The 21636-nt window shown below is 53.0% G+C and carries 21 protein-coding genes and 1 tRNA gene; 10 read left to right on the forward strand and 12 right to left on the reverse strand.

Annotation, left to right across the window (positions count from 1 at the left end):
• Positions 1-2: 2 nt before the first annotated feature.
• The 12 genes from QVF11_RS08040 to cydA form a co-directional block, all read right to left on the reverse strand.
• Positions 3-78 (reverse strand) — tRNA-Lys (locus tag QVF11_RS08040).
• A 162-nt stretch (positions 79-240) separates the two neighbouring features.
• Positions 241-1032 (reverse strand): cell division protein CpoB, encoded by a 792-nt coding sequence (cpoB, locus tag QVF11_RS08045; protein WP_112214454.1) that lies wholly within the window; start codon positions 1030-1032, stop codon positions 241-243.
• A gap of 9 nt (positions 1033-1041) precedes the next feature.
• Positions 1042-1566: a peptidoglycan-associated lipoprotein Pal gene (pal, locus tag QVF11_RS08050; protein ID WP_110276821.1), complete on the reverse strand. Its 525-nt coding sequence runs from the start codon at positions 1564-1566 to the stop codon at positions 1042-1044.
• Between the two features lie 34 nt (positions 1567-1600).
• Positions 1601-2893 carry a Tol-Pal system beta propeller repeat protein TolB gene (tolB, locus tag QVF11_RS08055; RefSeq protein WP_112214455.1) on the reverse strand — a complete coding sequence of 431 codons (1293 nt, stop codon included), beginning with the start codon at positions 2891-2893 and terminating at the stop codon, positions 1601-1603.
• A gap of 129 nt (positions 2894-3022) precedes the next feature.
• Complete coding sequence (tolA, locus tag QVF11_RS08060; RefSeq protein WP_287856204.1) at positions 3023-4339, reverse strand: cell envelope integrity protein TolA; 1317 nt, start codon at positions 4337-4339, stop codon at positions 3023-3025.
• A 105-nt stretch (positions 4340-4444) separates the two neighbouring features.
• Positions 4445-4873 carry a colicin uptake protein TolR gene (gene tolR / locus QVF11_RS08065; RefSeq protein WP_087828655.1) on the reverse strand — a complete coding sequence of 143 codons (429 nt, stop codon included), beginning with the start codon at positions 4871-4873 and terminating at the stop codon, positions 4445-4447.
• 3 nt (positions 4874-4876) lie between these two features.
• Positions 4877-5569 carry a Tol-Pal system protein TolQ gene (gene tolQ / locus QVF11_RS08070; protein WP_110276824.1) on the reverse strand — a complete coding sequence of 231 codons (693 nt, stop codon included), beginning with the start codon at positions 5567-5569 and terminating at the stop codon, positions 4877-4879.
• Positions 5566-5970 carry a tol-pal system-associated acyl-CoA thioesterase gene (gene ybgC, locus QVF11_RS08075; RefSeq protein WP_110276825.1) on the reverse strand — a complete coding sequence of 135 codons (405 nt, stop codon included), beginning with the start codon at positions 5968-5970 and terminating at the stop codon, positions 5566-5568. The genes tolQ and ybgC overlap by 4 nt, the downstream gene beginning before the upstream one ends.
• Before the next feature lie 149 nt (positions 5971-6119).
• A complete protein-coding gene (ybgE, locus tag QVF11_RS08080) occupies positions 6120-6410 on the reverse strand; it encodes a cyd operon protein YbgE (protein ID WP_004100327.1) in 291 nt (96 codons plus the stop codon).
• On the reverse strand, positions 6410-6523 hold the full coding sequence (gene cydX, locus QVF11_RS08085) for a cytochrome bd-I oxidase subunit CydX (RefSeq protein ID WP_004100325.1): 114 nt from the start codon (positions 6521-6523) through the stop codon (positions 6410-6412). Before cydX ends, ybgE begins: the two co-directional genes overlap by 1 nt.
• Positions 6524-6540: 17 nt before the next feature.
• Positions 6541-7680: a cytochrome d ubiquinol oxidase subunit II gene (gene cydB, locus QVF11_RS08090; protein ID WP_112214457.1), complete on the reverse strand. Its 1140-nt coding sequence runs from the start codon at positions 7678-7680 to the stop codon at positions 6541-6543.
• Between the two features lie 15 nt (positions 7681-7695).
• Positions 7696-9264: a cytochrome ubiquinol oxidase subunit I gene (gene cydA, locus QVF11_RS08095; protein WP_112214458.1), complete on the reverse strand. Its 1569-nt coding sequence runs from the start codon at positions 9262-9264 to the stop codon at positions 7696-7698.
• A gap of 1223 nt (positions 9265-10487) precedes the next feature.
• On the opposite strand from cydA, the gene glmS reads away from it, so the two are divergent.
• The 10 genes from glmS to cobO all read left to right on the forward strand — a co-directional run bounded on the left by glmS (position 10488) and on the right by cobO (position 21629).
• A complete protein-coding gene (gene glmS, locus QVF11_RS08100) occupies positions 10488-10937 on the forward strand; it encodes a methylaspartate mutase subunit S (protein ID WP_112214459.1) in 450 nt (149 codons plus the stop codon).
• The gene (gene glmL, locus QVF11_RS08105; protein WP_287856211.1) at positions 10937-12325 is read left to right on the forward strand and encodes a methylaspartate mutase accessory protein GlmL; all 1389 of its coding nucleotides are present in this window, start codon (positions 10937-10939) and stop codon (positions 12323-12325) included. Before glmS ends, glmL begins: the two co-directional genes overlap by 1 nt.
• 18 nt (positions 12326-12343) lie before the next feature.
• Positions 12344-13789 carry a methylaspartate mutase subunit E gene (locus QVF11_RS08110; RefSeq protein ID WP_287856212.1) on the forward strand — a complete coding sequence of 482 codons (1446 nt, stop codon included), beginning with the start codon at positions 12344-12346 and terminating at the stop codon, positions 13787-13789.
• A complete protein-coding gene (locus tag QVF11_RS08115; protein WP_110276831.1) occupies positions 13789-15030 on the forward strand; it encodes a methylaspartate ammonia-lyase in 1242 nt (413 codons plus the stop codon). Before QVF11_RS08110 ends, QVF11_RS08115 begins: the two co-directional genes overlap by 1 nt.
• A gap of 3 nt (positions 15031-15033) precedes the next feature.
• Entirely contained in the window at positions 15034-16404 is a 1371-nt protein-coding gene (locus QVF11_RS08120) for an acyclic terpene utilization AtuA family protein (RefSeq protein WP_287856215.1), read from the forward strand.
• Entirely contained in the window at positions 16401-16718 is a 318-nt protein-coding gene (locus QVF11_RS08125; RefSeq protein WP_110276833.1) for a DUF4387 domain-containing protein, read from the forward strand. The genes QVF11_RS08120 and QVF11_RS08125 overlap by 4 nt, the downstream gene beginning before the upstream one ends.
• 270 nt (positions 16719-16988) lie before the next feature.
• Complete coding sequence (locus tag QVF11_RS08130; RefSeq protein ID WP_287856217.1) at positions 16989-18296, forward strand: dicarboxylate/amino acid:cation symporter; 1308 nt, start codon at positions 16989-16991, stop codon at positions 18294-18296.
• 55 nt (positions 18297-18351) lie between these two features.
• Entirely contained in the window at positions 18352-19353 is a 1002-nt protein-coding gene (gene glsA / locus QVF11_RS08135; RefSeq protein ID WP_287856219.1) for a glutaminase A, read from the forward strand.
• A gap of 11 nt (positions 19354-19364) precedes the next feature.
• On the forward strand, positions 19365-21017 hold the full coding sequence (locus tag QVF11_RS08140) for a class I fumarate hydratase (RefSeq protein ID WP_112214466.1): 1653 nt from the start codon (positions 19365-19367) through the stop codon (positions 21015-21017).
• 9 nt (positions 21018-21026) lie between these two features.
• Entirely contained in the window at positions 21027-21629 is a 603-nt protein-coding gene (cobO, locus tag QVF11_RS08145; protein WP_142512004.1) for a cob(I)yrinic acid a,c-diamide adenosyltransferase, read from the forward strand.
• Positions 21630-21636 lie beyond the last annotated feature (7 nt).

Raw genomic sequence — 21636 nt, forward strand, 5'->3', positions numbered from 1 at the left:
ATTGGTGGGTCGTGCAGGATTCGAACCTGCGACCAATTGATTAAAAGTCAACTGCTCTACCAACTGAGCTAACGACCCACTATTTTCGTCGCTTTGGGCTTATTCGATATCCCTTGGCAACGGCGGCATATATTACTGATTTCAGAATTCAGCGCAACAAAAATTTAGATAAAGATCACTTAACTGCTTAGGATTCATGCGACAAGACCAGAAATAACGCGATTTCTGGTCATGCCATAATCATCCCAGAGCGTTAAGGCGTTTTTGCGCTTGTTTTGCCCCATCGGTGCCAGGAAATTTACTGACCACCTGCTGGTAAACCGCCTTCGCTTTTGCCGTGTCACCCTTGTCCTGCATGATCACGCCGACTTTAAACATAGCATCGGGTGCCTTCGGGGATTTTGGGTAATTTTTCACCACAGAAGCGAAATAATACGCCGCGTCGTCTTTTTTACCCTTGTTGTAATTCAACTGACCGAGCCAGTAGTTGGCATTCGGCTGATAAGTTGAATCAGGGTACTTCTTGACGAAGTTCTGAAATGCCGCAATGGCATCGTCCTGGCGAGAAGAATCCTTAACCAGGGCGATAGCCGCATTGTAATCCGTGTTCGCATCGCCCGTCTGCGCCGGAGCGCCTGACGAAGCTGCTGGCGCAGTCGTGGTGGCCGCTGCCCCCTGATCGCCCGCAGATGTCTGCGTCTGTGCTCCTGTTGCACCTGATCCGCTGCTCAGACCATCGATCTGCAGCAAAATCTGCTTCTGGCGCTCAACAACCTGATTCAGTTGATACTGGCTTTCCTGAATTTGACCACGCAGGGAATCAATATCGGACTGATTATCAGAGAGTTGTTGCTGGAGTTGGGTTAAAAGCTGGCTGTGAGCATTAGAAATACGCTCGAGTTGAGTGACTCGGTCTTCAACCGAGCCTGAGCCGACACTACTGATTGGCGCTTGAGCAAAAGCGGCCCAGGGGGCCGCTATGCCAACCAGTAACGACAGACTCAACAGATGATGTCTGAAGTTACTGCTCATGCAATTCTCTTAGTAAACCAGTACGGCGCGACGGTTTTTGGCGTAAGCCGCTTCGTCGTGGCCCAGTACTGCAGGTTTTTCTTTACCGTAAGAAACGATGGAGATCTGGTCAGCAGAAACACCTTTGCCCTGCAGATACATCTTAACGGCGTTAGCACGACGCTCGCCCAGAGCGATGTTATATTCCGGAGTACCACGCTCATCCGCATGACCTTCTACAGTCACTTTATAGGATGGGTTGCTACGCAGGAAGTTAGCGTGCGCGTCCAGCATTGCAGCGAAGTCAGAACGGATATCGTATTTGTCCAGATCGAAGTAAACGATATTGTTCTGCTGCAGCTGTTGCATCTGCAGACGAGCCTGCTCTTCGGAAGACATGTTGCCGCCGTTCGCGTTACCGTCCATACCAGTGCCGGCACCCAGCATGCCTTCACCGCTCTGGTCGTTGCTTGCGTTCTTGTTAGAAGAACACGCCGCGATTGCCATAACCGGCAGAGCGATCATCAGCCCTTTCAGCACTTTGTTCAGTTGCATTTCTTTGATTCCTTTAATAATCAATTATTTATTATCACAGATACGGCGACCAGGCAGGTGATTTTACCTGTCCATCAGTTGCCGGAAGACGCGCTTTGAAACGCCCATCTGTAGAAACCAAATTCAGTACGGATCCCATCCCCTGAGAAGAGCTGTAGATTACCATAGTGCCGTTTGGTGCCAGACTTGGCGTTTCATCTAAAAACGTTGATGACAGAACCTGCACACCACCCGCTTCCAGATCTTGCTTAGCAATGTGCTGCTGACCACCGGCCGAGCTAACCATTACCATAGTTTTACCATCTGCGCTCACGTCTGCGTCCTGGTTTTGTGAACCTTCCCAGGTAATACGCTGCGGCGTGCCGCCATTAATATTGACTTTATACACCTGCGGACGACCGGCCTGGTCAGAAGTGAAGGCCAGATTTTGACTATCCGGGAACCAGCTAGGTTCCGTGTTGTTGCTGCGACCGTTGGTGACCTGACGAATTTGGCCAGAACCCAGGTCCATCACGTACAGGTTCAGGCTACCGGTTTTCGACAGAGCGAAGGCCAGTTTGCTGCCATCCGGAGAGAACGATGGCGCGCCGTTATGCTGCGGGAACGAAGCAATCTGACGCACAGAGCCGTTAGCCAGAGTCTGAACGACCAGCGCAGAACGACCGCTTTCAAAGGTTACATAGGCCAGCTTCGCGCCGTCTGGAGACCAGGCCGGAGACATCAGCGGCTGGGTGGAACGGTGAACGAGGAATTGGTTGTAACCATCGTAGTCAGATACGCGCAGCTCATACGGGAACTGACCGCCGTTGGTCTGCACAACGTAGGCGATACGGGTACGGAAGGCGCCCTTAATACCGGTCAGCTTCTCAAATACCGCATCACTAGCAGCGTGTGCGGCATAGCGCAGATACTGCTTAGTCACTTTGAATGAGTTTTGTGCAAGGACGGTACCCGGCGCACCACCGGTATCTACCAGCTGGTAAGCGACGTTATAAGAACCGTCAGGGTTTTGCGTAACCTGGCCAACGACCACGGCGTCAACACCGAGTGCAGACCATGCCGCAGGCTGCACTTCCTGAGCGCTACCCGGCTGCTGAGGCAAACGCGAGCGATCGAGCGGATTAAACTTACCGCTGTTGCGCAGGTCAGCCGCCACAATACCACCCACATCTTCCGGCGCAGCACCCTGCCCCGCCCACTGGAACGGCACAACGCCGATTGGGCGTGCCGAGTCGACCCCTTGGGTGATCTCGATACGTACTTCTGCGTGCAGCACTGCCGCCCACAGTATTAAAAAACCAAATGCTACTCGTAATGCCTGCTTCATCATATCTCCCTTATCCAGGCGGAAAGCCCACGATAATTTAGCAGAATGTTAACAAACTCAAATACACAAAACTACCAAAACCCTGGGACTACCGAAGTTTGTTTTTCCCCGTCGGAACGGGGAAAACTATCACTGAGGTTTGAAGTCCAGTGGCGCATTTTTGAATGTTTCATAAACAGCCTGCGACGGCGGTTTAGGGAACTTCGTCATCCGGCTCGTTGCCGCCAGCATTTGCTGACAGAACGCCGGATCGCCGCCTTCCGATTTCACACTTAACAGCGTTCCATCCTGAGCCAGATTCACACGTAATGTACAGGTTTTGCCCTTATAGGTATCCCAGTCGTAGAGATGACCTTTAATCGCAGCCTGAACTTGTGAAATATAGCTGTTAATCTCAGCCTGAGATGCCCCACCCTGCCCCTGCTTACTTCCTTTAGCAGGTGCAGAGCCTCCAGCGCTACCGCTAGTGTTACCTTTCGGCGCATTCTTACCGGAGCTCAGGTCACCGAGAAGATCGTCAACGCCGTTAGCCTCTTTCGCAGCAGCGGCTTTCTTGGCCGCTGCGGCCTTAGCGGCAGCAGCTTTATCCGCTGCGGCCTTTTCTGCAGCGGCAGCTTTGGCTGCTGCTGCTTTCTCGGCTGCGGCTTTTTCCGCTGCGGCGGCTTTATCGGCTGCCGCTTTATCAGCAGCAGCTTTCTGGGCGGCAGCTTTTTCCGCGGCTTTATCTGCAGCGGCTTTTTCAGCAGCTGCCTGTTTAGCCGCTTCCTGTTGAGCTTTCTTCTCTGCCTGCTGCTGCGCTTTCTTCTCGGCTTCTTGCTGAGCTTTCTTCGCCGCATCGGCTTCGGCTTTCTTCTGTGCGTCCGCGGCTGCTTTCGCGGCTTCCGCTTCTGCCTGTTTCTTCGCATCAGCCGCCGCTTTTGCCGCAGCAGCTTCGGCGACTTTAGCCTGAGCGTCTGCCTTCGCTTTGGCGTCAGCAGCGGCTTTAGCAGCCGTTTCCTGCGCCTCTTTCGCCTGGGCGTCCGCTTTGGCCTTCGCCGCTGCAGCAGCTTCTGCTGCAGCCTGTTCGGCCTGTTTCTGTTGTTCTTTCGCTTCTTTAGCCGCTTCCTGCGCCTGCAGTCGATCTTGTTCCAGTTGTTTCAGCCTTTCCTGCTCGGCGGCCTGTTTTTCACGTAGCTCTTCCGCCTGCTGCTGAGCCTGCTTTTCCCGCTGCTCGGCGGCGCGACGGGCGCTGGCCTGCTGTTGCTGTTGGCGGTTGTAATTATTCACAACCGCTCCCGGATCGACCATTACCGCATCAATAGAAGAACCGCCGCCACCGCCGGCTGAAGCATCCAGATGCTCATCAAACGAACTCCAGATCAGCAGCGCTATCAATACGATGTGCAGCGCGACTGAAACTATGATCGCTCGTTTAAGCTTGTCGTTTTGTTCGGTTGCCTTTGACACTATCGGTTCCCAAAAACTGTTCGCCTGTGCCCGCTATATCTGCATGGCTATGAGCTGCTTTCAGCTCATAGCCAACATTCTGGCGGGCGCACATATCTCGAGCGATTAGATCGGCTTGGTCATCAAGCCAACCGATTTAACCCCTGCGCTATGCAACAGGTTAAGCGCTTTAATAATTTCATCGTAAGGCACCTCTTTGGCGCCACCGATCAGGAATACCGTTTTCTCATTCGCCTCAAGTCGGCGTCTGGCTTCGGCAATAACCTGTTCCGGCGGCAGCTGCGACAGCGTTTCCGGGCCCACTTTCACGCTGTACTGCCCTACTCCGGAAACTTCAACAATCACCGGTGGATCGTCGTTGCTTTTCACCGCTTGCGATTCCGTTGCGTCCGGCAGGTCGACCTCTACGCTTTGCGTAATGATCGGCGCTGTCGCCATAAAGATCAGCAACAGCACCAACAGGACATCCAGCAGCGGAACGATGTTGATCTCGGACTTCAGTTCGCGACGCCCGCGTCCACGTGCTCTGGCCATGGCTTACCCCTTATTGCTTTCGCTGCTGGTAAACGCCTGACGGTGCAGAATGGCGGTGAACTCTTCCATAAAGTTGTCGTAGTTCAGTTCAAGTTTGTTCACTCGCTGGTTCAGACGGTTATAGGCCATAACCGCAGGAATAGCGGCAAACAGGCCGATTGCCGTAGCGATAAGCGCTTCGGCGATACCCGGTGCCACCATTTGCAGCGTGGCTTGTTTTACCGCGCCCAGCGCGATAAAGGCATGCATGATCCCCCACACGGTACCAAACAGACCAATATACGGGCTGATGGAACCCACCGTCCCGAGGAATGGGATATGCGTTTCCAGCGTTTCCAGTTCGCGGTTCATGGAAATGCGCATGGCTCGCGATGCCCCTTCAACGACCGCCTCTGGCGCATGGCTATTGGCACGATGTAACCGAGCAAACTCTTTGAAACCGCTGTAGAAGATTTGTTCCGAACCGCTCAGATTATCACGACGGCCCTGGCTCTCCTGATACAGGCGAGAAAGCTCAATACCGGACCAGAATTTATCTTCAAACGCCTCAGCTTCACGCGATGCCGAATTGAGGATTCGCGTTCTCTGAATAATAATGGCCCAGGAAGCGATAGAAAAACCAATCAAAATCAACATGATAAGTTTAACCAGAAGGCTCGCCTTCAGGAACAAATCAAGGATATTCATGTCAGTCACTGCTTAAACTCCGCGACAATAGACTTGGGAAGCGCACGAGGCTTCATTAAGAGTGGATCAACGCACACGATAAGAACCTCAGCTTCATTTAAAACGACGTTCTCGGCGTTGACGATTCGCTGCGTGAAAACCAAAGAGGTGCCTCGCATCGAGGTTATTTCCGTCTGGATTTCGAGCATGTCGTCGAGTCTGGCGGGCGCAAAATACTCCAGAGTCATTTTGCGAACCACGAAGGCAACTCGTTCAGCCAGCAAAACCTGCTGACTGAAGTGATGGTGGCGCAGCATCTCTGTGCGTGCTCTTTCATAAAAAGCGACGTAGCTGGCGTGGTAAACCACACCACCGGCGTCGGTGTCTTCGTAATAGACCCGAACCGGCCATCGAAACAGCGTTGTATTCACTTTACATCCCGGTAATGCAACAAAAGGTTAGTGCTTTCAAACTTCGCTACTATACGCGCGGGAATCGTGGTTTGGAATGGGGGAAAGTAAACGACGAGTAAATTTTTATGGGCTTATGCAAGCCCATATGGTTAACAGAGATTTCTTATTCAAAAGAAGAAAAAGAACAGGCCCAAAACGAGCACAATATCAGCGATAAGTGGACAAAAAATTCCCTGCCAGTGAATAGCGCGCGGACGAAAACCCACGCCGTGGATAACGCCGGTACAAACCGCCCACATCAGCAGGAAACCATGCCAGATTTCCAGCTCACTGGTTTTCGCCGCAAAGCGCGACGGATCCCAGAAGATACAGCCAGCTAACGCCAGCGCCATCAATAAGGAAAGCGCCCTTAACGGGCGCTTGTCCATTATCGCGTAAAGGGTCGCGATAATACTCATCAGTGTTCTTCTTTACCTGCTTTGGTAGCTTCCACGTGCTCTAGCGCCAACGCGGTAATCACTCCAAAGGCACAGGCAAGAAGCGTTCCTAAAATCCATGCGAAATACCACATATATATAGCTCCTTACCTTAGTACAGCGAGTGGGTGTTCTTTTCAATGTCTTCGCGAGTGATGCGTCCGAACATTTTCCAGTAACACCAGGTGGTGTAAGCCAGAATAATCGGTACAAACACAATCGCCACGTAAGTCATCAGGTTCAGCGTCATCTGGCTGGAAGTCGCATCCCACATGGTCAAGCTAACGTTCATCATAGTGCTTGATGGCATTACGAACGGGAACATCGCAATACCAGCGGTCAGGATGATGCAAGCCAGCGTCAGGGAAGAGAACAGGAACGCCCAGGCGCCTTTATCTGCTTTCGTCGAGATGACGGTCAGCAGCGGCAGCGCCACACCCAGGACAGGAATCGTCCACAGCGCTGGCATATTGTTAAAGTTCACCATCCAGGCCCCCGCTTCACGCGCCACTTCTTTGGTCAGCGGGTTAGACGGCGCGGTATGATCCATAACGGACTTCACCACATAGCCATCAATGCCGTAATAGACCCACACACCCGCCAGCGCGAAGCAAACCAACGTCACCAGCGCCGCAATCGTAGAAATGGAGCGAGTGCGCAGGTGCAGTTCACCGACGGTACGCATTTGCAGATAGGTTGCGCCCTGGGTCAGGATCATCGCCACGCTAACAATACCGGCCAGCAGACCAAACGGGTTCAGCAGTTGGAAGAAGTTACCGGTGTAGTACAGGCGCATATATTCGTCCATATGGAACGGAACGCCCTGCAGCAGGTTACCGAAAGCCACGCCAATCACCAGCGGCGGCACGAAGCTACCGATGAAAATTCCCCAGTCCCACATGTTACGCCAGCGGGTGTCTTCAATCTTCGAACGGTAGTCGAAACCAACCGGACGGAAAAATAAAGACGCCAGCACCAGCACCATTGCCACGTAGAAGCCGGAGAACGCAGCAGCATAAACCGCCGGCCAGGCAGCAAACAGCGCGCCACCCGCGGTGATCAGCCATACCTGGTTTCCGTCCCAGTGCGGGGCAATGGAGTTAATCATAATTCGACGCTCGGTGTCGTTACGACCGAGGAAACGGGTGAGCATGCCCACCCCCATGTCGAAGCCATCGGCGACAGCAAAACCAATCAGCAGTACACCGATCAGCAGCCACCAGATAAAACGCAATACTTCATAATCGATCATTTGACGACTCCTGTCTTAGCGTGCCGGCTGAGTAGTCGCGGAAGACTGCTCAAAGTGGTAACGACCGGTTTTCAGGCTGCTTGGGCCACGGCGCGCGAATTTGAACATCAGGTACAGCTCCGCCACCAGGAACAGGGTATACAGACCACAAATCAGCAGCATCGAGAAGATCAGATCGCCCGCGGTCAGCGACGAGTTAGCGACGGCCGTTGGTAGCACCTCACCTATCGCCCACGGCTGACGGCCATATTCCGCCACGAACCAACCGGATTCGATAGCAATCCACGGCAGAGGAATGGAATACAGCGCGATGCGCAGCAGCCATTTTTTCTCGCCTATCTGGTTACGGATAACCGTCCAGAAGGAGACTGCAATGATCGCCAGCATCAGGATGCCGCATGCCACCATGATACGGAAGGCAAAATAGAGCGGCGCAACAGCAGGAATGGAGTCTTTGGTCGCCTTAGCAATCTGCTCTTCCGTCGCATCAGAGACGTTTTCGGTATAGCGTTTCAGCAGCAGACCGTAACCAAGATCTTTCTTAACATCGTTAAACCGATCGCGAACGGTTTGGTCGGTTGAGCCAGCGCGCAGCTGTTCCAGCAGCGAGTAGGCTTTCATCCCGTTACGGATACGCTCTTCGTGCTGAATCATCAGGTCTTTCAGGCCGGTAACCTGTTTATCCACGGAGCGAGTGGCAATGATGCCCAACGCGTAAGGGATTTGAATCGCGAAGTGGTTTTCCTGCGCGTTCTGATCGGGAATACCAAACAGGGTAAAGGAAGCCGGTGCCGGCTGCGTTTCCCACTCGGCTTCGATAGCCGCGAGTTTAGTTTTCTGCACGTCGCCCATTTCGTAACCGGATTCATCACCGAGAACGATAACGGAAAGAATAGCCGCCATACCGAAGCTGGCAGCGATAGCGAAGGAGCGCTTAGCAAAAGCGAAGTCGCGGCCGCGCAGCATATAGTAGGAGCTGATGCCGAGGACGAACATTGCGCCGCAAACGTAGCCAGAAGCAACAGTGTGGACAAACTTAACCTGAGCGACAGGGTTCAGGACCAGCTCAGAGAAGCTGACCATTTCCATACGCATGGTTTCAAAGTTGAAGTCCGACGCAATCGGGTTCTGCATCCAGCCGTTAGCAACGAGGATCCACAGTGCTGACAGGTTGGAACCCAGCGCCACCAGCCAGGTCACCGCCATGTGCTGAACTTTGCCCAGACGATCCCAACCAAAGAAGAACAGACCTACAAAGGTAGATTCGAGGAAGAAGGCCATCAGACCTTCAATGGCCAGCGGCGCACCGAAGATATCGCCCACATAGTGAGAGTAGTAAGACCAGTTAGTCCCGAACTGGAACTCCATGGTCAGACCGGTTGCCACACCCAAAGCGAAGTTGATACCAAACAACTTGCCCCAGAATTTGGTCATATCTTTATAAATCTGTTTGCCAGAAAGGACGTAGACCGTTTCCATGATGGCCAGCAGGAACGCCATACCGAGCGTCAGTGGCACAAAAAGGAAGTGGTACATCGCGGTCAAGGCAAACTGTAAGCGCGACAGTTCGACTATATCTAACATCATGACTCCTTGCTCATCGCATGAAGACTCCGAGAGTGAACCCCGTTAGAAAGGGTCACACGCATGCCCCAATACAAATTTATTTGCGTCTTATCGCCACCGCCATTTCGCCAGGAATCAGGAAACGGTAGTCGTGAAAAGTTACAAACATGTTAACAAAACACCCAAATTGATCCCGTGATTATATTACGCTGCAAAACCCTTACAATAAATAGGTTTTTATTGAGATAAATTTGCAGTTTTCGACGGCGATCAATTTATAGCGAAAATACCGGTTTTCGGTCAATTTGATCCGCGACAATTTAACTCCATTTCATATTCTTTTCCAAGTTTTAAACATTGATTTAAATCAATTTTCATTTTAAATGTTAATTATGTTTACCTTGTTCACCTTTGGTAAATCCAAGGTTAACGATATGTTTTACAACAGTATCATCGGTTACTGAAAATGATAGTCGATTTATTTAATTCCGGAGCGGAATTTAATGAGTGGAAGAATAGCAGTCAAAACTGAGCCATAAACTGATAATGCCGCGTAGCTCACAGATTTTTTTTATCAAGTCAGGACCATATATTTTTTACTTATTTTATTTATCATTGATTTTACCTTTAATTAACACACATGCGTAACTATCTCATTCTCAAGTAAATGCACTGCATAACAGCCCCCTCCTCTGCAGTCAGAACGACTTCCCCAGCCCCGCTATCGACAAAAGCGCCCTTTTCCCCCTGACGATGTTGATAGGGTCGATTTTCGCCCTCTTCGTACTCACCAACAAAAATGAAATATAAAAATCACATATCGTCATTTTTTATCTTTAATCTAACAATTTAATTTTTGTATATATAAACGACTGTCTAAATTCCGTTATGCCGCTCACAAAACAATTTAAAGAATTGTATCTCTTACTTATTAAAAAAAGACCAATTAACTAAAAACAAAATAAGACCTTGCTCACAAACATCACAACGCATTTATTAGACCCACGCTAAGCAACAATACCTCGGTGTAAAAATAAAAACATAACCATATGATATTTAATGACTTTAAAAACAAAAATCAAAAACGAGAGTTTTTCGAAAGATATTCTGAAAATAGATCAATTGCTTCCCCCCTACTAACCACAGACACTCCAGCCCTATTAACAGGCAGCCGGAATCAACGCTGCTAAATATTAAAAGTCGTTTTTATTTTAGACCATCAGCCCTACAGAGGATTACTCATGAAGAAATCAACACTTGTTATTGGCGTCATTGGTGCTGACTGCCATGCAGTAGGTAATAAAGTTCTGGACCGCGTTTTTACTGGCCATGATTTTCGCGTAATCAATCTGGGGGTGATGGTAAGCCAGGATGAATATATTGATGCCGCCATCGAAACCGGTGCTGACGCCATTGTCGTGTCATCCATTTACGGTCACGGCGATATTGACTGCCTGGGACTGCGCGAACGCTGCATCGAACGCGGTATTGGCGACATTCTCCTCTTCGTCGGCGGTAATCTGGTCGTCGGCAAACACGATTTTGCCGATATTGAAGCCAAATTCAAAGAGATGGGTTTTAACCGTGTCTTCGCTCCAAGTCACGATCTTGAAGATGTCTGCCAGCTCATGGCCAATGACATAAGTCAGCGCCACGGTGTCGAGCAGCGCTGCCTGGAAGAGGCTATCTGATGCAGACCGTCTCTGTCGATATCGGCTCGACGTGGACCAAAGCAGCCCTCTTCGCGAAGGAGGGAGATGCATTAACGCTGGTTAACCACGTTCTGACCCCGACCACTACGCATCATCTGGCAGACGGTTTTTTTGCCAGCCTGAATCAGGTGCTAAACGTTGCCGATGCTCGTCCCCTGCTCAATAGCGGTGAAGTGACGCTAAAGTATTCCTCGTCGGCAAAAGGCGGTCTTGCCGTCGCTGCCATGGGGCTGGTGCCATCCATCACCCTGGAATCTGCAAAAGTGACCGCCCATTCGGCGGGGGCGAAAATCGCCCAGTACTACTCGTATAAACTCAACCGCCACGATATCGAGTCGCTGGAAGCCTCGCCGCCGGATATCCTGCTATTTACCGGCGGGACGGACGGCGGCGAAGAGAGCTACGGCCTGGCCAATGCCCGCGCGCTGGCAGAGTCAAAGCTCGACTGCGCCATTATCTACGCCGGCAACCGTGATATTCAGGACGACGTGCTGGCTATCCTCGGGCATAAAGATCTGACCACGGTGGACAACATTCTGCCCGACCTCGATCACCCGAATCCTTACGCTGCCCGCAAAGCCATTTGCGATGTGTTCTTGTCGCGTATCGTCAAGGGTAAAGGGCTGGACGTGATCGTCGGTGAAACCGGCGAAGAGCCGATGCCGACCCCATGGACCGTCTACGAGCTGGTAAAAACCATCAGCAACTACGACAGCGCATGGAAAGAGTTCATGCTGATCGACATGGGCGGCGCCACCACCGATGTCTATTCCGCCAGCGCGAACACCCTCTCACCCGATACCGTCCTGCACGGGGTTCCTGAACCGTTTGTTAAACGCACGGTAGAGGGCGATCTAGGAATGCGCGTCTCCGCGGTAGTGGTTGGCGAAAGCACCCATGAGCTGGTGAAGGTGGTCTTTGCTCAACAGCCGGAACGTCAGGAAGCCTTTTACGGCTATCTGCGTCATCTGGTCGCCCATCCCGATTATCTGCCGCAAGGCGCCGAAGAGACATTCTTCGACACCCTGCTCGCCGGACTGTGCGTCGGCTACGCCAGCGAACGCCACGCGGGCACCAAAAAACAGGTCTGCACCTGCGTGGGCAACGTCGATTTACAGATGGGCCGCGACCTGACAACCGTACGCAAAGTCGTCGGTTCCGGCGGATGGCTCTCCCGCGCCAGCCAGTTCGACATCCATAGCTGGCTGAAGTACCGCGAACTGGACGACGACGGCAGACGCATTCTCTTACCCACTCAGTTTGAATATTACCGCGATGCTCAAGGCCTGCTTCCGCTACTGGCAAACGTTGCCAGGCTCTACCCAGAACTTGCCGCCCGCACCAGCATTCAGTGTTTAACCCTATAAAATCTAAGGCAAAGACGAATGGAACTTCGCAATAAAAAGCTAACCCATGATGAATTCATGACCGAGCGGAATCAGGTATTGCAGACCTGGCAGACCGGGAAAGATGTTGAACACTTCGAAGATGGCGTGAAGTACCAGCAAACCATTCCTGAGAAAAAACGCTTTTCTCACGCTCTGCTGAAGGCCGATCAGGAAGGGAAAACCCTGAGCCAGCCGCGCGCGGGCGTGGCGTTAATGGATGAGCACATCGAACTGCTTAAAACGCTGCAGGTAGAGTGCGACCTGCTGCCCAGCACCATTGATGCCTATACCCGTCTGAACCGTTATGAAGAGGCGGCGATTGGGATTCAAAAATCCATCGAAGCGGGAACGTCCAAACTGAACGGCCTGCCGGTGGTAAACCACGGTGTCGCTGAATGCCGTCGAATGACCGAGTCGCTGGAAAAACCGGTTCAGGTGCGCCACGGCACGCCTGATGCGCGTCTGTTAGCTGAAATCTCAATGGCCAGCGGATTTACCAGCTACGAAGGCGGCGGTATCTCCTACAACATCCCTTACGCCAAGCGCGTCACCCTGGAAAAATCAATTCGTGACTGGCAGTACTGCGACCGCCTGATGGGCCTGTATGAAGAACACGGCATCCGCATTAACCGCGAGCCGTTTGGCCCACTGACCGGCACACTGATCCCACCGTTTATGTCCCACTCGGTGGCGATTATCGAAGGTCTGCTGGCGCTGGAACAGGGCGTGAAATCCATCACCGTCGGCTACGGCCAGGTCGGCAGCCTGACGCAGGATATCGCGGCTATTCAATCCCTGCGCGAACTGTCGCACGAATACTTCGGCAATTACGGCTTCGACGATTATGAGCTGAGTACCGTCTTCCACCAGTGGATGGGCGGCTTCCCGGAAGATGAATCGAAAGCGTTCGCCATTATCTCCTGGGGCGCGGCGGTGGCCGGTATGTCCGGCGCGACCAAAGTGATTACCAAGAGCCCGCACGAAGCCTTCGGCATTCCAACTGCCGCAGCAAACGCCCAGGGTCTGAGAGCCTCGCGCCAGATGCTCAACATGGTCAGCGACCAGAAATTCCCACCATGCGCTGCCGTTGAACAGGAAGTGGACCTGATTAAGAGCGAAGTTCGCGCCGTACTGAGGAGAGTTTTCGAACTGGGCAACGGCGATATCGCCCGCGGCACGGTACTGGCTTTCGAAGCGGGCGTGCTGGATGTGCCTTTCGCTCCGGCCTCTTGTAACGCGGGCAAAATCCTGCCGGTTCGCGATAACTCAGGCGCCATTCGCGTGCTTGAAGCCGGCGCGGTTCCGCTGCCAAAAGACATTCTCGCCCTGCACCATGATTACGTCGCCGAGCGTGCGAATTTCGAAGGACGCAAGCCTTCATTCCAGATGGTTGTTGATGACATCAACGCTGTATCCCACAGTAAATTAATAGGAAGACCATAATGAAAATTAAACAGGCCCTTTTTACCGCTGGCTACTCTTCATTCTATTTTGATGACCAGCAGGCGATTAAAAATGGCGCGGGTCATGATGGATTCATGTATACCGGCGCGCCGGTTACCCCGGGCTTTACGTCGGTGCGCCAGGCGGGTGAGTGCGTCTCGGTACAGCTGATTCTGGAAAACGGCGCGGTGGCGGTCGGTGATTGCGCCGCCGTACAGTACTCCGGCGCGGGCGGCCGCGATCCGCTGTTCCTGGCGGAAAACTTTATCCCGTTCCTCAACGATCATATTAAACCGCTGCTTGAAGGCCGCGATGTCGATGCGTTCCTGCCGAACGCCCGCTTCTTCGACAAGCTGCGTATCGACGGCAATCTGCTGCATACCGCCGTCCGCTACGGCCTGTCTCAGGCGCTGCTCGACGCCACTGCGCTGGCAAGCGGTCGCCTGAAGGCGGAAGTGGTTTGCGACGAGTGGCAGCTGCCGTGCATCCCGGAAGCGATTCCTTTATTTGGTCAGAGCGGCGATGACCGCTACATCGCCGTCGACAAGATGATCCTCAAAGGCGTGGACGTGCTGCCGCACGCGCTGATCAACAACGTCGAAGAGAAACTGGGCTTTAAAGGCGAAAAACTGCGTGAGTATGTGCGCTGGTTGTCCGACCGAATCCTCAGCCTGCGTACCAGCCCACGCTATCACCCGACGCTGCACATTGATGTCTACGGCACCATCGGTTTGATCTTCGACATGGACCCGGTGCGCTGCGCCGACTATATCGCCAGCCTGGAGAAAGAAGCGCAGGGTCTGCCGCTCTATATAGAAGGCCCGGTCGATGCCGGTAACAAGCCGGATCAGATCCGTATGCTGACCGCCATCACCAAAGAGCTGACTCGTCTGGGTTCTGGCGTGAAGATTGTCGCCGACGAATGGTGCAACACCTATCAGGATATCGTGGACTTCACCGATGCCGGTAGCTGCCACATGGTACAGATAAAAACCCCGGATCTTGGCGGCATTCACAACATCGTTGACGCAGTGCTGTACTGCAACAAACACGCCATGGAAGCCTATCAAGGCGGTACCTGCAACGAAACCGAGATCAGTGCCCGCACCTGCGTGCATGTCGCGCTGGCCGCACGCCCAATGCGTATGCTGATCAAACCAGGCATGGGCTTCGATGAAGGTCTCAACATCGTGTTTAACGAAATGAACCGCACCATCGCGCTGTTGCAGACTAAGGATTAAGAGATGGCTCGTACATTTAAGATCTTATCGCCTACGGCTATTCTGGGTTATGGCTTCCCGGAAGAGAGTTTTCGTAAAGCCATGGAAGAGTCGCCAGATCTTATTGCCGTTGATGCCGGTTCATCCGATCCTGGCCCCCACTACCTGGGGGCAGGTAAACCCTTTACCGACAGGGCCGGAGTGAAACGCGATCTGCGCTATATGATCGTCGCTGGCGTGAAAAACAACATTCCGGTGGTGATCGGCACCGCCGGAGGATCCGGCGCCGCACCACATCTGGAGTGGTGTCGCCAGATAATCCATGAGATTGCGCAGGAAGAGAAACTGTCTTTCTCGATGGCACTAATCCCGTCTGATGTTGATAAAGAAGTCGTTCATCAGGCGCTGGATAACGGCAAAATTACCGCGCTGGATTTTGTTCCGGAACTGACTCACGAGGCTATCGAAGAGAGCACCTATATCGTCGCACAGATGGGGATCGAACCTTTCCAGCGGGCGCTGAAAGCCGGTGCGCAGGTGGTGCTGGGCGGTCGTGCCTACGATCCAGCCTGCTTCGCCGCGCTGCCAATTATGCAGGGTTTCGATGAAGGGCTGGCGCTGCACTGCGGCAAGATCCTTGAATGTGCGGCCATTGCCGCCACGCCGGGTTCAGGTTCCGACTGCGCCATGGGGATTATCGACGACCACGGCTTTACGCTGAAAGCGTTCAATCCAAAGCGTAAGTTCACCGAAACCTCCGCGGCGGCGCATACTTTGTATGAGAAGTCCGATCCGTACTTCCTGCCGGGTCCTGGCGGCGTGCTGAACCTGAAAGGGTGTACCTTCAAAGCCGTCAACGAGGGCGAAGTCTACGTCAGCGGTTCACGTCACGAAGAAACACCATACGCACTGAAGCTGGAAGGTGCTCGTCAGGTCGGCTTCCGCTGCCTGACCATTGCCGGAACGCGCGACCCGATCATGATTGCCGGGATCGATAACATTCTCGAAGAGGTACAAGCCAGCGTGGCGGCTAACCTCTCGCTGACTGACGACAGTATCCGCATGACGTTCCACCTGTACGGTAAGAACGGCGTGATGGGCAACCATGAGCCGATGAAAACCGCCGGACACGAGCTGGGGATTTTGCTGGATGTGGTCGCGCCAACTCAGGATATCGCCAACAGCGTCTGTTCGCTGGTGCGCTCTACCCTTCTGCACTACGGCTATGAAAATCGCATTGCAACTGCGGGCAACCTCGCCTTCCCGTTCTCGCCGTCTGATATTCAAAGCGGGCCGGTGTATGAGTTCTCTATCTATCACCTTATTGAAGCCAGCGACGCGCTGCGTTTTGATTTCCACATTGAACAGGTGACGCCAGAAGGAGTTCAGGCATGAAACAATCCATATGCTCGCTGGCGCAGGTCATTCGTTCCAAAAACGCCGGACCGTACGAACTGGTTTTAGATATTTTATTTAAAACCCAGGAAGATTATCAGCGGGTAAAACGTTCGGAACAATTAACGCCGCAGCTTATTGCTGGATTATATAACGTAAAGCCTGATTTTATTCATCGAATTGTGTGGTTTGATCCGGCTAATGCGGTAAAAATCGTCATGCCTCGCGATATTATTTCCGGCAACGTCGGTGACAATGATGTATATGGCGCACAGCAGCACGCCCCATTATTAAGTATTGAGTTCGATCTGTAGTAATACACATCATCCTTCAAGCTGCCTCTTTGTTGGCTGCACTCAGAAACCCCAGTCACATAGTTATCTATGCTCCTGGGGATTTCTTCCCTTGCCGCCTCGACGCATCTCGAACGATTTTGTGTATTCATATAAAAACAACATTGGGATTCAGGATGTTGCTGTATCACTGTTTTCCAGACTATTCATGCAACTGGTTATAACAGGGGTGCGTCTGTTCGCAGATTCACTCCACCCTACATTTAACCGCCAGTTTCCGATGGAGTAAACATGAAGAAAATAAGTTTAACCAAAATGATCATATTAGGCCTGATACTCGGCATGATTGCCGGGGTGGCTATTAATAATATGGCCTCGGCTGATACAGCAAAGTCATACGCACAGGATATTTCCATTTTTACCACCATATTTTTACGCATGGTAAAAATGATCATCGCCCCGTTGGTTATTTCTACCCTGGTCGTAGGTATTGCCAAAATGGGCGATGCGAAAACGCTCGGGCGTATATTCTCTAAAACCTTTTTCCTGTTTATTTGTGCTTCCCTACTGTCGATTGCGCTGGGTCTGGTGATCGTCAATATGTTCCAGCCGGGTGCAGGCATCAACTTTGTGGCCCACGACGCCGGAGCCGTCGCGGCCGTGCAGTCAGAACCGTTCACGCTGAAAGTGTTTATCTCTCACGCAGTGCCCACCAGCATCGTTGATGCGATGGCACGTAACGAAATCCTGCAAATTGTCGTGTTCTCGATCTTCCTCGGCTGTAGCCTGGCGGCAATCGGCGAAAAAGCCGAGCCGATCGTGAAGGTGCTCGATTCGCTGGTCCACGTCATGTTGAAGCTGACTGGCTACGTCATGCTGTTTGCGCCACTCACCGTTTTTGCCGCCATCTCCGGGCTGATTGCCGAACGTGGCCTGGGCGTGATGGTCAGCGCCGGGATCTTTATGGGCGAGTTCTACCTGACGCTGGGTATGCTGTGGGCGATCCTGATTGGCCTGTCGACGATGATTGTCGGTCCGTGCATTGGCCGTCTGACCAAAGCGATCCTCGAACCCGCGCTGCTGGCCTTCACCACATCCAGCTCAGAAGCAGCCTTCCCTGGCACGCTGGAAAAGCTGGAAAAATTTGGCGTCTCTTCCAAAATTGCCAGCTTCGTTCTGCCGATTGGCTACTCCTTTAACCTCGTCGGCTCGATGGCCTACTGCTCGTTTGCCACGGTATTTATCGCCCAGGCCTGTAATGTCCATCTCGGGATGGGCGAGCAGATCACCATGCTGCTGATCCTGATGCTGACCTCGAAGGGAATGGCGGGCGTGCCGCGCGCCTCAATGGTGGTTATCGCCGCCACCCTGAACCAGTTCAACATTCCGGAAGCCGGTCTGATCCTGTTGATGGGCGTCGATCCGTTCCTCGATATGGGCCGCTCTGCCACCAACGTCATGAGTAACGCCATGGGGGCAGCCATTGTTGGCCGTTGGGAAGGCGAACACTTCGGTGAAGGCTGTCGTGGCAAAGCGCCAGCCAAAACGCCGGAGCATGAACGTCCTGCGACCGAACCTTCAGAAGTTGCTCTGTCCTGATCCAACAGGCCGGCTTAGCGTCGGCCTTTTTTCAACATTTCAACAGGGTTGCACCATGAATGTAAAGTTTCTCAGCACGTGCATCTTAACTGCCACCTTACTGTTTAGCGCCACGACACTGGCGCAGAACACGCCGGATTACGCCAATATTATCGAACAGGCGCACCAGAAATATAAAAGTAACCACGACGGTAAAGTCGCCGACTACATCCCTGCCCTGGCGACCTACAGTCCTGACAATTTCGCCATCACCCTTGCCACGGTCGACGGCAAAATTTATCAGGTCGGCGACGTAAAAAAAGCGTTTCCGATGGAGTCCCTGAGCAAGGTTTTCACGCTGGCACTGGCGATGGAGCAGCGCGGGCCGCAGGAAGTTTTAGATAAACTCGGTGCCAATGCCACCGGCCTGCCCTTCAACTCCGGCTTAGCGGTGGAATTAACCAAAGGGGCCCCGGAGAACCCGTTAGTCAATGCAGGAGCCATGAGCACCGTCAGTCTGATTGAAGCACAAGACAAAACCGATCGCTGGAACAAAATCCTCAACAATCTCAACGCCTGGGCCGATGCCTCACTCACCGTTAACGAGCCGGTATTCAAATCCGAAATGGAAACTAACCAGCATAACCAGGCGCTGGCGATGCTGATGAACTCTTATAACAGCTTCTATGGCGATACCCAGGAAGCCGTCGAAATTTATACCCGCCAGTGCTCGGTGGATATCACCGTTGAGCAACTCGCCAAAATGGGGGCCGTACTCGCCAACAAAGGCCAATCCCCCTTCAACGGCAAACAGTTGCTAAATGAAAACTATGTCCCGCAGGTGCTGGCGGAAATGGCGATTGCCGGGCTGTACGACGGCAGCGGCAAGTGGCTGTACACCGTGGGTATCCCGGCGAAATCCGGCGTTGGCGGCGGAATGGTTGCCGTGGTGCCAGGACAATATGCCATTGCAGTCTACTCTCCCCCGCTGGATGAAGCCGGTAACAGCGTTCGCGCCCAGCAGACCATCGAATATGTCGCCCATGCGACCCAGGCCAATCTCTTTTTAGCAAAATAGTGAGACGTAAAATGTCTAAACCCTTTGTCTGGCAGGAACTCTTTGTTCAAAGCAAAGATAATACAGAGTATGAATTACTGAGCAGTCAACACGTTACGGTGACGGAGTTAGATGGGGAAGAAGTCATCAAAGTCGCTCCGGAGGCGTTAACTCTGTTATCTCAGCAGGCGTTTTATGAGGCTTCATTTTTCCTGCGTAGCGGGCATTTAAAACAGATTGCCAGCATTTTGCGCGACCCGCAGGCCAGCAGTAACGATAAGTACGTCGCTCTCCAGCTGCTACGCAATGCCGAAGTCTCAGCCAAAGGCGTGCTACCAAACTGCCAGGACACCGGCACCGCAACCATTGTGGCGAGTAAAGGCCAGAACGTCTGGACCGGTTGCGACGATGCCGAAGCTTTAAGTAAGGGCATCTACACCACGTTTCAGGAAAACAATCTTCGCTACTCGCAAAACGCGCCGCTGGATATGTACACCGAAGTGAATACCCATACCAACCTGCCCGCGCAGATCGACATCAGCGCTACGCAAGGTAGTGAGTATCGCTTCCTGTTCGTCAATAAAGGCGGTGGTTCGGCCAATAAAGCGGCGCTATTTCAGGAAACCAAATCGATTCTACAGCCGGAGAAACTCACCGCTTTCCTGACCGAAAAAATGAAATCGCTGGGCACCGCCGCCTGTCCGCCGTATCACATCGCTTTTGTTGTGGGTGGCCTCTCCGCCGATCAGGCGCTGAAGGTGGCAAAGCTGGCATCAACGAAATACTACGATAACCTGCCCACCGAAGGGAATGAACTGGGCCAGGCGTTTCGTGATACCGCGATGGAAACCACCTTACTCAACGCCAGCCGCGAATTCGGAATCGGTGCGCAGTTTGGCGGTAAATACTTCGCCCACGATATTCGCGTCATTCGCCTGCCGCGTCACGGCGGCTCCTGTCCGATCGCCATGGCCCTCTCCTGCTCCGCCGACCGTAATATCAAAGCGAAAATCAACAAGCACGGCATCTGGCTGGAGAAACTGGAACATAACCCGGGTAAATTTATTCCCGAATCCTGCCGCGTGGAAAACAGCGGTCAAACCGTACAGCTTAACCTGAACCGACCGCTGCATGAGATCCTGCGCGACATGTCCACCTTGCCGGTCGGTACCCGATTGTCGCTGAGCGGGCCAATTGTCGTCGCCCGCGATATTGCCCATGCCAAGATCAAAGAACGTCTGGATAACGGCGAGTCGATGCCAGAATACATGAAAAACCATATCGTCTATTACGCAGGCCCGGCGAAAACCCCGGACAATCAGGCCTGCGGCTCAATGGGGCCAACCACCGGCGGACGCATGGACGGTTATGTCGATGCTTTCCAGGCGGCGGGCGGCAGCCTGATCATGCTTTCCAAAGGCAATCGCAGCCAGCAGGTGACCGACGCCTGCCAAAAACATCGGGGATTTAACCTCGGCAGCATTGGCGGTGCGGCGGCCCTGCTGACACAGCAGTATATCAAGAGCCTGCACTGCCTTGAGTATCCCGAGCTGGGGATGGAAGCGGTGTGGATGATGGAAGTCGAAAACCTGCCCGCCTTTGTGCTGGTGGATGACAAAGGGAATAACTTCTTCAGCCAGTTTGAGCAGCAGCATCGCTGCGCAACCTGTCCGGCCGGACATTAAGGAGCCAATATGCAAGCGCGAGGAAATACCGACCGTCACCGCCTGCGCCAGCAGAAGCTAAAAGAGCAGGTCGATACCCGCGTGGCGGCGGCGACGGAGAAAAAAGGCGTTCTGATCGTTTTCACCGGAAACGGCAAAGGCAAATCCACCGCCGCCTTTGGTACCGCGACGCGCGCCGTCGGGCACGGCAAAATCGTCGGCGTCGCGCAGTTTATTAAAGGCCAGTGGGATAACGGTGAATACAACACGCTGCATCCGCTGGGCGTGGAATTTCACATCATGGGCACTGGCTTTACCTGGGAAACGCAAAACCGAGAGGCCGATATTCAGGCGGCAACAGCGGTATGGCAGGAGAGTAAGCGCATGCTGGCCGACCCGCACTACGATCTGGTGGTGCTGGATGAACTCACCTATATGCTGGCTTATCACTATCTTGATACAGAGGAAGTGATTGCCGCAATTGTGAATCGCCCGCCACAGCAGAGCGTGATTATCACCGGACGCGGCTGTCACACCCGATTGTTGGATCTTGCCGATACGGTGAGTGAACTTCGCCCGGTGAAGCACGCGTTTGATAGCGGTATTCAGGCACAAGTGGGCATCGATTGGTAGTTTTATC

The organism is Klebsiella sp. (genome assembly GCF_027492335.1).
Lineage (GTDB): Bacteria > Pseudomonadota > Gammaproteobacteria > Enterobacterales > Enterobacteriaceae > Klebsiella > Klebsiella huaxiensis.

Bases quoted from the DNA above. Each gene is read 5' to 3' on its own strand.
- QVF11_RS08140 (WP_112214466.1), top strand. From the start codon at position 19,365: ATGTCTAAACCCTTTGTCTGGCAGGAACTCTTTGTTCAAAGCAAAGAT.
- tolR (WP_087828655.1), bottom strand. From the start codon at position 4,873: ATGGCCAGAGCACGTGGACGCGGGCGTCGCGAACTGAAGTCCGAGATC.
- tolB (WP_112214455.1), bottom strand. From the start codon at position 2,893: ATGAAGCAGGCATTACGAGTAGCATTTGGTTTTTTAATACTGTGGGCG.
- cydX (WP_004100325.1), bottom strand. From the start codon at position 6,523: ATGTGGTATTTCGCATGGATTTTAGGAACGCTTCTTGCCTGTGCCTTT.
- QVF11_RS08110 (WP_287856212.1), top strand. From the start codon at position 12,344: ATGGAACTTCGCAATAAAAAGCTAACCCATGATGAATTCATGACCGAG.
- glmS (WP_112214459.1), top strand. From the start codon at position 10,488: ATGAAGAAATCAACACTTGTTATTGGCGTCATTGGTGCTGACTGCCAT.
- cobO (WP_142512004.1), top strand. From the start codon at position 21,027: ATGCAAGCGCGAGGAAATACCGACCGTCACCGCCTGCGCCAGCAGAAG.
- QVF11_RS08120 (WP_287856215.1), top strand. From the start codon at position 15,034: ATGGCTCGTACATTTAAGATCTTATCGCCTACGGCTATTCTGGGTTAT.
- cpoB (WP_112214454.1), bottom strand. From the start codon at position 1,032: ATGAGCAGTAACTTCAGACATCATCTGTTGAGTCTGTCGTTACTGGTT.
- glsA (WP_287856219.1), top strand. From the start codon at position 18,352: ATGAATGTAAAGTTTCTCAGCACGTGCATCTTAACTGCCACCTTACTG.
- cydA (WP_112214458.1), bottom strand. From the start codon at position 9,264: ATGTTAGATATAGTCGAACTGTCGCGCTTACAGTTTGCCTTGACCGCG.
- QVF11_RS08115 (WP_110276831.1), top strand. From the start codon at position 13,789: ATGAAAATTAAACAGGCCCTTTTTACCGCTGGCTACTCTTCATTCTAT.
- QVF11_RS08125 (WP_110276833.1), top strand. From the start codon at position 16,401: ATGAAACAATCCATATGCTCGCTGGCGCAGGTCATTCGTTCCAAAAAC.
- QVF11_RS08130 (WP_287856217.1), top strand. From the start codon at position 16,989: ATGAAGAAAATAAGTTTAACCAAAATGATCATATTAGGCCTGATACTC.
- glmL (WP_287856211.1), top strand. From the start codon at position 10,937: ATGCAGACCGTCTCTGTCGATATCGGCTCGACGTGGACCAAAGCAGCC.
- cydB (WP_112214457.1), bottom strand. From the start codon at position 7,680: ATGATCGATTATGAAGTATTGCGTTTTATCTGGTGGCTGCTGATCGGT.
- pal (WP_110276821.1), bottom strand. From the start codon at position 1,566: ATGCAACTGAACAAAGTGCTGAAAGGGCTGATGATCGCTCTGCCGGTT.
- ybgE (WP_004100327.1), bottom strand. From the start codon at position 6,410: ATGAGTATTATCGCGACCCTTTACGCGATAATGGACAAGCGCCCGTTA.